At 38.2% G+C, this 13,130-nt stretch carries 14 protein-coding genes; 7 read left to right on the top strand and 7 right to left on the bottom strand.

Going from position 1 to position 13,130, the window contains the following annotated elements; genetic code table 11:
* The first annotated feature begins 1 nt into the window (after position 1).
* On the top strand, positions 2-2,206 hold the full coding sequence (locus M3627_RS09365) for an MFS domain-containing histidine kinase (RefSeq protein WP_251555177.1): 2,205 nt from the start codon (positions 2-4) through the stop codon (positions 2,204-2,206).
* A gap of 691 nt (positions 2,207-2,897) precedes the next feature.
* Here M3627_RS09365 and M3627_RS21055 read toward each other — a convergent pair.
* Entirely contained in the window at positions 2,898-3,530 is a 633-nt protein-coding gene (locus M3627_RS21055) for a nuclease-related domain-containing protein (RefSeq protein ID WP_353056460.1), read from the bottom strand.
* Positions 3,531-3,732: 202 nt separating this feature from the next.
* On the opposite strand from M3627_RS21055, the gene M3627_RS09355 reads away from it, so the two are divergent.
* Both M3627_RS09355 and M3627_RS09350 read left to right on the top strand, forming a co-directional pair.
* Positions 3,733-4,218, top strand: coding sequence for a DinB family protein (locus M3627_RS09355; protein ID WP_353056459.1), 486 nt, complete (start codon positions 3,733-3,735; stop codon positions 4,216-4,218).
* A gap of 3 nt (positions 4,219-4,221) precedes the next feature.
* A complete protein-coding gene (locus M3627_RS09350) occupies positions 4,222-4,719 on the top strand; it encodes an AAA family ATPase (RefSeq protein WP_251555176.1) in 498 nt (165 codons plus the stop codon).
* 44 nt (positions 4,720-4,763) lie between these two features.
* On the opposite strand, the gene M3627_RS09345 is transcribed toward M3627_RS09350, so the two are convergent.
* From M3627_RS09345 to M3627_RS09320, 6 genes are all read right to left on the bottom strand, one after another.
* Entirely contained in the window at positions 4,764-5,051 is a 288-nt protein-coding gene (locus M3627_RS09345; RefSeq protein WP_251555174.1) for a hypothetical protein, read from the bottom strand.
* A 27-nt stretch (positions 5,052-5,078) separates the two neighbouring features.
* Positions 5,079-5,720, bottom strand: a complete 642-nt coding sequence (locus M3627_RS09340) for a response regulator transcription factor (RefSeq protein ID WP_251555171.1) — start codon at positions 5,718-5,720, stop codon at positions 5,079-5,081.
* A 5-nt stretch (positions 5,721-5,725) separates the two neighbouring features.
* Positions 5,726-6,793: a sensor histidine kinase gene (locus M3627_RS09335; protein ID WP_251555169.1), complete on the bottom strand. Its 1,068-nt coding sequence runs from the start codon at positions 6,791-6,793 to the stop codon at positions 5,726-5,728.
* A complete protein-coding gene (liaF, locus tag M3627_RS09330; RefSeq protein WP_251555167.1) occupies positions 6,790-7,491 on the bottom strand; it encodes a cell wall-active antibiotics response protein LiaF in 702 nt (233 codons plus the stop codon). Before liaF ends, M3627_RS09335 begins: the two co-directional genes overlap by 4 nt.
* A 99-nt stretch (positions 7,492-7,590) precedes the next feature.
* Entirely contained in the window at positions 7,591-8,229 is a 639-nt protein-coding gene (locus M3627_RS09325) for a PspA/IM30 family protein (RefSeq protein WP_251555144.1), read from the bottom strand.
* A 13-nt stretch (positions 8,230-8,242) separates the two neighbouring features.
* Positions 8,243-8,590, bottom strand: coding sequence for a lmo0954 family membrane protein (locus tag M3627_RS09320; RefSeq protein ID WP_251555141.1), 348 nt, complete (start codon positions 8,588-8,590; stop codon positions 8,243-8,245).
* A 158-nt stretch (positions 8,591-8,748) separates the two neighbouring features.
* On the opposite strand from M3627_RS09320, the gene M3627_RS09315 reads away from it, so the two are divergent.
* From M3627_RS09315 to nhaC, 4 genes are all read left to right on the top strand, one after another.
* A complete protein-coding gene (locus M3627_RS09315) occupies positions 8,749-9,831 on the top strand; it encodes a metallophosphoesterase (RefSeq protein WP_251555139.1) in 1,083 nt (360 codons plus the stop codon).
* A gap of 5 nt (positions 9,832-9,836) precedes the next feature.
* A complete protein-coding gene (locus M3627_RS09310) occupies positions 9,837-10,439 on the top strand; it encodes a DedA family protein (RefSeq protein WP_169360883.1) in 603 nt (200 codons plus the stop codon).
* Positions 10,440-10,448: 9 nt separating this feature from the next.
* The gene (locus M3627_RS09305) at positions 10,449-11,276 is read left to right on the top strand and encodes an undecaprenyl-diphosphate phosphatase (RefSeq protein WP_169360884.1); all 828 of its coding nucleotides are present in this window, start codon (positions 10,449-10,451) and stop codon (positions 11,274-11,276) included.
* Between the two features lie 438 nt (positions 11,277-11,714).
* Positions 11,715-13,100 (top strand): Na+/H+ antiporter NhaC, encoded by a 1,386-nt coding sequence (gene nhaC / locus M3627_RS09300; protein ID WP_251555137.1) that lies wholly within the window; start codon positions 11,715-11,717, stop codon positions 13,098-13,100.
* The last annotated feature ends 30 nt before the right edge of the window (positions 13,101-13,130 follow it).

Below are 13,130 nucleotides of genomic sequence, written 5' to 3'. Positions count from 1 at the left end.
GATGAAGCGCCCTCTAGGAAAAGTAATTTTATTGAGTGTGTTGGTAGTGATAGCCGTTGGTGCGTTCATTACTCTTACAAATTTAGGTAGAGAGTATATAGGGAAAAACTATTTCGATAGCTCTAGCTTTCAACAAGAATTAGACGAGTTCGAATCTGCACTTGTTCCGTTAGCGTTGGCTGTCCCAGATATAGAAGCAGTAAAGAAAAATATAGTAGTTACCTCTAGTGAAATTGAAGAGCATCGTAATCGTTATGGAAATTTGGAAGATCAAATCTATTCTATAGAGCGTAACTACGAGGATAGAATAAACTCTACAACTACAGAGGAGACATCTGCCGAGGGTGATGCGGCACAGGAGAAGGATGTAGAAAACACGGTTAGAGCTAGCCTCATAGCAGAACGGGATGCTAAGATAGCCGATATTAAGAAGAATTTTGAAAGCGACGAGTACGTAGAGGATAAAATCCGAAAAGAAAAAGAAGAAGAAGTGGATGCTTATTTCCAAAGTGTAGCTAAAGCAAAAAACCATTTATTAAATGAGAAAGATGATTTTAACTACGAATTAAAAAATGTAGAAACCGGAGAGGTATTTACAAACGGAACAATCGGAAAGAAAATGGCGTTTAAGAAGGTGTACTCTAGTGATAATGGCTATTTAAAGGAGCCTAACACGTATTCACCAGCAATTAATGAAGATTATTACGACGGCGCTTATAGGGATCTAAGTGACACTCTTGGAAGTCGATATACTCGCTTTGAAGGTACCATTGCCATATCAGAAGCAAGTATGCTTAGTGGAAATAGATCGTATGAGTACAATTACTTTAAAACACGACAGCTAATTTTTTATAGTGTCATTGTAGTAGGGATTCTTTCAGCAGTATTGTTTGTGTTTCAATGGAGAAAGAATCGTAAATCTTTCATTTTTGAAAAAGGAAGAGCAAAATATGAAAGCTTGCCAATTGATGTTCAGATAGTATTAATTTTTGTTAGTGGATTCCTAGCAATTTTATTTACTGAAGAAGCAATGCTCTCTGTTTTCCATTATGGAGGATATGATATACCAATCGGTGGATTTATTATTGCGGTTATCTTAACAGCAGCAACTCTCTATCAAATTCCATGGCTAAAAGAATCGTTAAGTACAGCAGACTGGAAAAACAGTCTCACAGTTCATGGGATTAAATCATTGGAAGGTTTTTTCCTAAGCCGATCGATTGGAGTACAAACGATTCTCATGCTAGTAGTAGTGTTTTTCTGGGGAATGGGTACGGTCTTAATGGCAAGTATTCCAGAACTAATCATATTATGGATTCCTTGTACTTTATTTATAGGTATCCCTGTTCTATTTATTTTATTATCTAGAATGGCTTATTTGAATCGTATTATTGGAAAAACCGAAGAGATGGTAAAGGGCAATGATGGATCTGAAATTAAGGTGAATGGAAGATCACCGATTGCAAAGCTTGCATCTAATGTGAATGACTTAAGGGGACGCGTACAAACTTCTCAAATAGAGCAAGTGAAAAGTGAGCGCCTTAAAACAGAGCTAATCACTAATGTAAGTCATGATTTAAGAACGCCACTAACCTCCATCATTACGTACACTGATCTTTTAAAAAATCCCGATATTACGGAGGAAGAGCGAGCTTCGTATATAGCGATTTTAGATAAGAAATCATTACGGTTAAAAACATTAATTGAAGATTTGTTTGAGGTATCTAAAATGGCCTCGGGAAATATTGAGTTAGACAAACGTAAAGTAGATTTAACTCAGCTGTTGCAGCAGGCAGTTGCAGAGCACCAGGAGGATATTGATAAATCAGGACTAGATTATCGAATGACTATAGGCTCCAAGCCAATCATGTCCTATGTAGATGGGCAAAAGTGGTGGAGAGTTCTAGATAATTTAATTATCAATACATTAAAGTATTCGCTTCCAAATACAAGAGTCTATGTAAATTTAGACCAATTAGATGACCATGCAGTATTTGTGTTTAAAAATATCGCGAAATATGAGCTGGGCGATGATGTGGCAGAGCTTACGGAGAGATTTAAGCGTGCAGACACATCCCGTCACACAGAAGGCTCTGGACTAGGCCTTGCCATTGCTCAATCTATTGTAGACTTACATGGGGGAAGCCTGGTAACCGAAGTAGACGGAGATCTGTTTAAAGTAACTGTCAAAATACCAGTAATCTAATAAAGAAAATCGAAACCCCCTTACCCCCCTTCCCTTGTGGAAGGGGGTTTTTGTTGTGTACGCATGGGATGGAAATAAATATTACTCGGGAGTAAGCTTGGAGCAGGGATTGTAGTAAAAAAGAGAGTGATTGTCGTAAAGTAGAGCTGGATTGTAGTAAACGAGCGGGTGATTGTTGTAATCCATAGTCGGGAATAGTGTTTGGCCATTGATTGTAGTAAAAAACTGGTTGATTGTCGTAAAGTAGAGCTGGATTGTCGTAAACGAGCAGGTGATTGTTGTAATCCATAGTCGGGAATAGTGTTTGATCATTGATTGTAGTAAAAAACTAGTTGATTGTCGTAAAGTAGAGCTGGATTGTAGTAAACGAGACGCGGATTGTCGTAATCCATCTCCAGGAGGAGACTCAGGCCGGGAATGGTTTGAAACTATGACTTGCTATGTCAAACCCTCTGAACAGCCTGCCTAATCTTCGCTCAAACTACTACCCGTTCGCGAATCTTTATTTCTTTTGGATGACGTAGTAGCGACTTTTCGTATTATTAATGGGATATAATCTAGAGTTCCTTAATAAATAGGAAGCAGCATGCTTGTCTTTTAGCTTTAAAAATTCCATGCACTCTTTGTTGGAGATTGTTTCCTTATATAAATAAAACCAGTCCTCTAATGCTTGCTGTTGCATTGTTTTTTTTTAGGTACCGCATGAGGAGCAGCTCCCTTCTACAAATTGAAAGCATTTTGCGCATAGCAGTCCTCTTTTTATCTCCTTCAAATTTAAAGGATAGATGTGAGATAGTGGTTTTGGTATAAACTCGGTGGCGTTCACTGTGAAATAATTTAGAAGATGTTTAAACTTGTTTACGGGTAGGACGTCCGGGAGAACGTTCAGTGAATTGATATGAGTTGCAATGTCGCAGCCCATGACTGCTCTTACTTGCTTGGGAGGTTGTGCAACAATAGTTTTAGTGGAAGCGAAGACGATAAAGTTTTTCACAGGAAGCTGAATTTTGAGGGAGTTTAATAGCAAAGTTAGCTTTTGAGCGTTGCGTATGATCTGCTGCTCAGGACATTTAAAGGCAGTGATTTCATCGTCGATTTCACGTATAAGTTGGTCCGGATTTCTTTGGAAAGAGATCTTTCCTCGAATATTTTTGATTTCGAGAATGGCAAGGTATTTCGGGGTAAGGATTATCGTATCTAATTGAAGATAACCAGAGTCGGAAATGGGAAGGTGAAGATCCTTTAAAATAGCGTAATGCTTAGAAAAGGCAATTTGCTTTAAAAAATTGTCGACAAAATTCTCACCAGCATAACCCGCTTCCAGATTGTATATGCGGTCTTCTAAATGAGGTATGAGCGGGTGTTGAGTAGGTAGTCGGTGAAGGAATCGTTTGTATACTTCAATCGGCTTGGGGATGACACGTGGATTGTCTATAGTAATCTCTCCTTTTTCTTAAAACATATCATCTACTAAAATAGAAAACAAGTATCAGGAGACAGAATTTTCCCATAAATGATATACTCAAATTAAAAAGGGGTGGAGAACAATAGAATCTTTATACCAACTTAACTTTGCTAGAATCTATACACTAGGTAGAATCAAACAGTGCCAAGAAGAAGCATGGGATGTAAAGCCTAAAGGATTCTCTAATACCGTTCGTTGGAATGTTGGGCACGTTTATGTACAAATGGAAATTTTGGTTCAAAAAGCTATTCCAACTTACAGTATTGTACATCCTGAATGGATACCTTTTTTTGCCCCAGGGACAGGCCCGGATGATTGGCAGGAGATACCCCCATCAAAAGAAGAACTAGTAGTTAGTTTAAAAGACCAGTTAGACCGTGTGTTAGCACTTTTAGCACCAAATCTTCAAGATTATTTAATAGATACGTTAGAAATAGGAAATCTACATAGCATGGAAACTGTAGAGGCAATTGTGCAATTTATTGTCTGGCATGAAGGGGTACATGCCGGGATTATTCACTCTATCAATCAAGCAAATATGGAGTAACAGATGAAAATTTATATTGTGGGATCTGTAGGAAGTGGGAAAACGACCCTTGCTCGTCAGCTAGCTAAACACTATAATATTCCTCATTTTGAAACGGATAACTTTGTTTGGACCAGACGCCCTGAGGGGGATATTAGAAATTCTGAAGAGAAACGAGACGATTTGCTAAAAGATGCAATTCGATTGGAACAGTGGATAATCGAAGGAGTCCATATTCAGTGGACGGATTCCGCATTAGAGGCAGCCGATCATATTTTATTTCTAGATGTACCAGTAGCTATAAGACATTGGCGAATTATAAAGAGGTTTACTCGTCAGGCACTTGGATTGGAAAAGGCTAACTACCAGCCAACCTTTTCTATATTTCTAAAAATGTTTCAATGGACGAGATACTTTGAAAAACAAATGAAACCTGAATTTCTTAAGAAGTTTAATACGTATGATAAGAAAGTAGCGCTACTATCAACGAGTGATTTCCGAAAAATAATAGCATTGTTTTAAGTATGCTAATACATCAAAAAGAGATGACCCTTAGATGGTTAGGATCATCTCCTTTTCTTTAATGCTTCTAGCTCTTTAATCACTTGGTCTAATTTTTTTTCTATTTGAGAGAGCTGCAGTTTCTGATTGTTCTTAGAGTTTTTTTCAGATTTCTTTTCTTCTAAGGATTCTTGGAGGGTGATACCTTCTCCAATAGTACCAATGAGGAAACCTAATGTGATGACGACAGAGCCCAAGAAGTCCACGGTAGCGCCAAGGTTAGGTTGCTCACTAGGTTTGTCGTTGTTATTGGGAGTCATATGTTGTCTATCATCCTTTGGCTGTCTTTTCATTAGCATATGATAGCCGAGGAGGTTTGGTTATTTTTTTGTAGAGACTATCTTATGTTCGTAGGCATAAATGACAGCTTGAGTACGATCATTTACCTCCAACTTGGACAAAATGTTGCTGACATGGGTTTTTGCTGTTTTGAGCGCAATAAATAAAGTATCGGCAATATCCTGATTTGTTTTGCCTTCGGCTATGAGAAGAAGTACCTCTAGTTCACGATCAGTCAAATCCTCATGTAAAGAATGTCCAGATCCTTGTCGCATGCGTAACATCATCTTGTTAGTGACCTCGGGCTCTAAAACGGCATTACCATTTAAAGTTTTACGAATTGAATCAGCAATATGTGAGGCTTTGGACGTTTTCAAGAGATAGCTGATCGCTCCTGCTTCCAAAGCAGGATACACCTTGTCGTCATCGATAAAGCTAGTGACTACCATCACTTTGGCTTCAGGCCATTTTTTAATAATTTCCCGAGTAGCCTCTGCCCCGTTCATAATAGGCATGACCATATCCATTAAAATAATGTCAGGTCGATGCTTGAGAGCCAAGTCGACCGCTTCTAGTCCATTTACTGCCTCTGCTACAACCTCCATATCTGGTTGAGCCTGTAAGTAAGCTGAAACGCCGATACGGACCATCTCATGGTCATCGGCTAGCAAAATGCGAATCATTCTATTCACTCCTCCGTGGCCTTTTTAATATCTATATTTACAGGCTGGACTACCGGTCTTTCAATAGGCAGCTTCACTTCTACAATTGTTCCTTGAGAGGGAACGGATACGACTTTGCATGTAGCACCAATCTCGACCGCTCGTTCTCGAACACTTTGAATTCCATAAGAGCCATTTTTACCTTCTCCTACTTCAAAACCAACACCATTATCCTGGACACGGAAAATAGCTAGATTGTCTCTTTCAACGAAGAGAATGTCTACTTCAGTTGCTTTAGCATGTCTTAGTGTATTTGATAAGGTTTCCTGTGCGATTCGGAATAAATGATCCTCGGCGCCCTTAGACAAGGAAACCTCCTCTAATCGGTAGTGTATGGTAAAAAACACTTTCTCTTGAAGCTCCTGAAGTAACTCCTCTAAGCCTTCCTTTAAGGTTTTATTGTGTAAAGCTGCTGGGCGTAGGTGGAGAAGTAGCGCGCGCATTTCTAATTGAGCCTGCTGTACGATTTTTTCTGTTTGCATCAAGGTTTTTGGGACTTCTCCATTTTTAGATTCTTCTATTTCTACCATGGTAGATAGAAGCATGGACGCTGCAAAAAGCTGCTGGGATACGGAATCATGGAGCTCTCTAGCCAATCTTTGTCTTTCTTGGACTAGTCTTTCCTGAATAATTCTGTCCTGTGTTTCAGCCTTTTCATTCGTTATACGCTGTAATGTTTTTCGTTGGGTCAGGATTAGCTGTTCTAGTTGAGTAACAGTTGCCTGCATTCTTTTGGTCTGTGTATATTTTTTCTTGCTCGTTTCAAACGTTTCTGCAAGTAATGGTCGTAAGCTCGTTTCTATTTTCTTTTCTTGACCGCGTACCTTTTGAAGTGTGTTCAATGAAAATCCGAAGCTTATAAAAGCTAGCACAATTATTATCCACACGCCTAGAGGTATTTGTGCATATGTCTGGTTTAACAATGACCACCAAGCTTCGTCATTTGGCCAGCCCCAGACAACATATAAAAGTAACACAATAATACTAACTAGATAGAAAAAGAGGGAGATTCCTTGCCCTAGAAGTATTTTCATTTTCGGATCACCTCAACATCACCAATCCACGTGGATACAGTTATGAGTAGCTCTGCTGGATGAGAAACCTCATCTAGGTAACCGTCCTTTACAAGGACAGTCTGGTTCCATAGACGCTGAACTCCGCGGGAAAGAATTCGTGCTTCACCAATTACGGTAGTGTAATGTATGCGGACTGGAATCTCGTATGGAACATGTATTGTAACCTTCCCTAAAGATTGTCGAATGGAAATAAGGGAAGTGCCTTTTGGTAGCACTGTCTCCGTGACATCAATTACATAGTCTCCGTAAAAGCTTTGCACGTGAACATCCTGCCACTCATAGGCTTGAAATGGCGTTGATTGTGATGAAAATAGCTTGTTTTGAATAATACTATTTGGTGTTTCTTCATATACCTTGCCAAACGGTTTAATCACTTGGCTAATAGGTTCGTTTTTCCAAAGCTTATAAAGGGAATAGACAAGGATAGCTACTAAAAACAATCGTAGGCTCCACATAGAAAAGATAGCTAAAATCAGAAATATAAAGCCTAGCCAGAACATATATTTCGATTGCTTCCGTAAGCTAAAGTACATCATTCCTATGCCAAGAAGGACTAATATAATATTGCCGTTCCCAAATATAGTAGCTTCTATAAAAATGAGAAAAACAAAACAAATAAGAAAAAAAGCTAGCTTGTTTGTTTGGTTTTCTTTCATGCTTGTATTCTCCCTTCTTCGCATAGTAATGCATGAGAAGGAGAAGGCGTTTGCCTTCCCCTCATTGGTCCTATAAAATGGACAACCTTTTACTATATATTACACAATTTCAGCCTTTGGTTGTTCATTTTTTTCTAATTGTTCTAAACGTTGCTCCATGGAAGTGATTTCATGCTCTTTTTCAATTTTTTGTCCAAGGCGTTCGATATATTGTTCCATGTCTTGAAAATTACCGAATCCTTTCTGCTTTTCTTCAGGCTTTAACAATTGATCCATTTGGTGGTGGGCACGTGTAACATTTTCTTTGCCCATGAGCTGCAGTTGGCGGACCTTCATATCCTTCACTTTGTGCTTCATCTCTTCATATTTGCGCTCTAACCCGAAAAGCTCCTCCATCGTTTGGTGAATGCTAGTCTGTAAAGTTGTTGCACGTTCGTTGTAGGCATCAACCTCTGCCTGTGCAAAGGAAATTAAATCTTCTTCGCCTGAAGCAGTAGCTAGTTCTACTTGGTTTTTGCGTTTTTCAGCCATCTGTAATGTCTCAGCCAATTCTTTTTCCAGCTCTTGCTTTAATTTCCCTTGGCGCTCTAACCATTTACCGGTTTGCTCTGTTTGCTTCTCGGCTTCTCGAATGTATTGATTGAGCATAGCGATTGGATTCTTTTCTTCTTTTTTATCAAATAGTTGATGTAGATCAGCCTTAACTGAATACTTTAGTCGTTGTAGTAATGATGTCATGTTTGTTTCCTCCTTATTTATTAAGTTCGTTCCACTGTGTTTCAAAATTAACGAATGGATCATCTTTTTTTTGTATTGATAGTGAAAGCTCTTCCTTATTCCAAGTTTTCCAGATGAAGTATAAAGCTACGATTGATAAGATACCAACGAATCCTGGTATATTAGAAATCGCTGTCAATAAACCGATAATACCGACTGTTGCCCAAAAGATTTTTAGTAGGCTTGAATCGCTTTTTAAGTAGAAATGTACACCTGCAATGACGAACAATGCGGATATTCCTAATCCTAATAACGGACCAAGATTCACCAATGCTACAATTCCTGCAATTATCCCAAGTGTAACTAAACCAAATTTTTTCATATATTTGTTCCTCCTCTCGTCTGTATCTATAGCTTACCAACTCCTTATGTTTTGCTAAACGGGCTTAAACATGATTTTCTCCTCGGTCTTAAGGCTGAGAAGGAGTAAATTACGCAAATCTGCTATACTAATGGGAAAAGACAAAATGGAGAACTCAAATGAAAAAAATTGGCTTTATAACGTTAGCGATCCTTATTTATTCCGCAATTGTTTTTTATTTTGGTTGGAGTGTGTGGACATGGTTAGAAGCTTTCTTCTCAATTAATCTTGGGATTTTCATGGGGATTTGGTTTTTAGTTGCTTATGCAATTATTATTGCAAGACTTGACCACAGACTAAGAACTTTTAGTATAATAGGTTCTTATTGGCTTATAATCATGCAGTATGGAATTCTTTTATTCCCGATTGCAAGTATACTCGTGTGGATTTTCCCAGAGTATTTAAAGCTGATTGGTGGAATCGTTTTGCTAATCTTTGTTTTGATCATGTTGCTCGGAACATATAATGCCTTCTCGCCAGTAGTCCGAAAACTTACTATTACCATACCTAAAAAAGGAGCGGCAGTGGACAAGTTGAAAGTGGTGGTTGCATCTGACTTTCACCTTGGTCTGTTATCCAATAAAGTGCATTTACAAAGATTTGTAAAAAAATCAAATGAACAAAATCCAGATTTGGTATTACTAGTTGGAGATTTAGTGGACGATGACCCAATATGGTTTGTAAAAAAGGGCATGTCCGAGGTGATGAAGCAGCTTCAATCTACGTATGGTAATTATGGGGTGCTAGGAAACCATGAATACTATGGAAAGAAAATTCCATTACTTGTGGAGGAAATGGAAGCTTCCAATGTAAAGATGCTATTAGATGAAACAATCATGGTGGCAGACACGTTCTATTTGACAGGACGTGAGGACTTAACGAATAGAAACAGAAAAGAACTATCCGAATTGGCACCAAAACAAAACAATTTGCCATGGTTTGTAATGGATCATACACCGTCTAATTTACTCATCCCTGAGAGGGCGAAGGTAGACTTTCACGTGTCGGGTCATACCCATCGTGGTCAAATGTGGCCAAATCATTTGTTTACCCAAAGAATTTTTGAGCTAGATTACGGGTATAGGAAAAAAGGAAATATGCATGCGATTGTATCTTCCGGATTTGGATTTTGGGGACCACCGATTCGACTAGGTAGTCAATCAGAGTTATGGTCGGTAGAGATTAAGTTAGAGGATGTGTAAGTATAATGGAAGCATGGGTTACAGACTGGATGAATCAGTTTGGATATTTTGGCGTATTTTTATTAATATTGTTAGAGAACGTATTCCCGCCGATACCTTCAGAGGTTATTTTAACGCTTGGAGGATTTATGACAACTACAACTTCGATGACCAAGGTAGGTGTTATTCTAGCAGCTACTGCGGGGTCGGTAATTGGCGCGGCAATTCTTTATGGGATTGGTCTATTACTAGATGTAGAGCGCTTAGAAAAGATTGTGAACAAGTACGGTAAATTCTTGAGACTTACTATAAAAGATATTCATAAGGCGGATGCCTGGTTTGACAAATATGGCGTTTGGGCTGTATTTTTTGGTCGACTAATTCCATTGGTGAGAAGCCTTATTTCTATTCCAGCAGGGATGTCAAATATGAAATTTTGGCTGTTCCTTCTATTTACTACACTAGGTACACTTATTTGGAACACGGTTTTAGTTTCAGTAGGTTCTGCAGTAGGTGAAAACTGGGAGGATATCGTAGGGTATATGGATATCTACTCGAACATAGTGTATGTTCTTATAGCAATAGTAGGGATTGCATTTTTAGTATGGTATTTTAAAAAACGTGACTAAGGAGATCTTATGGAAATTCTAGAATTATTTAAAGCATTAATATTAGGTTTTGTAGAAGGTATGACGGAGTTTGCTCCGGTTTCATCAACTGGTCATATGATTATCGTGGATGATATGTGGCTGCAAACAAAAGACTTTTTAGGAGAATACTCAGCTAATACATTCAAAATTGTTATTCAGCTTGGGTCAATCCTCGCTGTAGTCGTTGTCTTTTGGAAAAGATTATTGAGTTTAATAGGCTTATATAAAATAAAGGATGCGCCTAAAGGCGGACAGTTAAAGCTAACTCATGTAATTGTTGGGCTTATACCTGCTGGTGTGCTAGGTGTATTGTTTGAGGATTACATCGATGAGCATTTATTTACAACAGAGACTGTATTAATAGGATTAGTGCTAGGTGCGATCCTTATGATTGTTGCTGATAAACTTGGACCTAAACATCCAAAAACGAACACACTAGACAAGATTACATATAAGCAAGCGATTCTTGTAGGTCTTATACAATGTCTATCATTGTGGCCAGGATTTTCTCGTTCTGGTTCAACGATTTCCGGTGGCGTAATATTAGGGATGAATCATAAAACTGCAGCAGATTTTACGTTTATCATGGCTGTGCCGATTATGGCAGGGGCAAGCTTTCTATCCCTTTTGAAAAACTGGGAGTACGTGGAGATGAATCATTTTGGCTTTTATGCAGTAGGCTTTGTCAGCGCATTTGTATTTGCTTTAATATCAATTCGCTTCTTCTTGAAACTAATTGATAAAGTTAAACTAACACCGTTCGCTATTTATCGAATAGTTTTAGCAGCGGTACTAGCGGTTATTATATTTTTGTAAGTTAAAGGATGACTTCTTTCACAGGGGTCATCCTTTTGTTTTGGGCTACGTTAAAATTAATGGTTTTCTGTCTTTTTCATTAAAGATACCCGTTAATAATGCATTTAAAATAATACATCTTGACAGTACGGGTAAACATGTTAAAATTCTAGTAACTTTAGCGATTGAAAGCGTTGAATCGCGAAAGTAAAATTTATACGAGTGATTGTCCTAGTAATCTGCATGTACCCAGCAAAAAGAGACTGAACGGTTGGTGAAAGTTCAGGTAAACATGATAGATGAATTACAACAATCAAGTAAACTCGGTTTTAATGAAGTGGTTGAACATACACAATGTTCGACAAATAGGGTGGTACCGCGGAGATTTCCTTCGTCCCTAGCTATAGGGATTGGAAGGTTTTTTTTCATTCCTAAAAACTATTATTAGGAGGATTAACAATGTTTCGTATTCGTTCCACGATCTCCCCCTCATTTTCGGAGGCAGCACTACTTAGTACTATGATTATCGCTATAATGGCGCTTTGTATCATAAAATTTAATGCAGTTCCTCATATGCCTATCTTACTGGCAATTCTATTACTCATAACTTATGGTCTTATGAAGAAAGTACCTTACAAAAAACTAGAAGAAGGACTAACAGATGGTGCCAAAGCAGGTCTTGGCGCAATTTTCATCTTTTTCTTTATTGGTATATTAGTTAGTAGCTTAATGATGAGCGGGACGATTCCAACACTTATTCACTTAGGCTTTCAATTTATTACGCCACACTTTTTTTATGCTATTGTATTTCTAGTTACTTGTATCGTTGGTTTATCTATAGGAAGTTCCCTAACAACGATAGCTACAATTGGTGTTGCATTTATTGGAATGGCTAGCGCTATGGATATTTCTTTGGCTATTACAGCTGGTGCAATTGTTTCAGGAGCTTTTTTCGGAGATAAAATGTCTCCACTGTCAGATACTACAAATCTCGCATCTGCTATCGTTCAGGTAGATTTATTTGAACATATTCGAAATATGGGATGGACAACGATACCAGCATTCATTATTTCGCTAATTGGATATGGGATTTTATCGCCAAACAAAGAATTTCAACAGCTCGAGCAAGTAAATGAATTTCAAGCTGGACTACTCCAAACAGGGATGATTCATTGGTATACACTGATTCCTCTTGTTTTACTCGTTATACTTTCCATTAAGAAAGTGCCTGCTATATTATCTCTGGCTTTCACATCATTTGTTGCTATACTTATTTCCTATTTCCATCAATCTTTTAGTTTTGGGGAAGTATTGAATATACTATTTTACGGTTTTACATCTAGCACGGGTATGGAAGCAATCGACTCCTTACTTTCTAGGGGCGGCATTAATAGCATGATGTTTACGATTGGGCTTGTTCTTCTTGCCTTAAGTATGGGTGGACTTTTGTTTACGCTCGGGATCGTGCAAAGCTTACTCATGAAAGTGGAAAGCTCGCTAAGGAAGGTGAGTTCTGTTATTGCAGCCACTGCTTTTACCGCAATAGGGGTTAATACACTTATCGGAGAGCAGTACTTATCGATTTTATTGACTGGAGAAGCATTCCAAGCACAATTTAAAAAGGTTGGTTTGGCCAATAAAAACTTAGCACGCGTAATGGAAGATGCTGGTACGGTTGTAAACCCCCTTGTACCATGGAGTGTATGTGGGATTTTCATAACGAATGTATTAGCCGTGACAACACTCGAGTACCTACCATTTGCATTTTTCTGCTTGCTTAGCCCGATCTTAACTATATTATTTGGATTTACTGGGAGAACATTAACTTATATCGAGGAAAAATAGTTTTACTCTAAATCCTCATTACTAATTTTA

The organism is Psychrobacillus sp. MER TA 171 (assembly GCF_023713305.1).
Taxonomy (GTDB): Bacteria; Bacillota; Bacilli; order Bacillales_A; family Planococcaceae; genus Psychrobacillus.
This window is presented reverse-complemented; position numbering and strand designations above follow the sequence as displayed.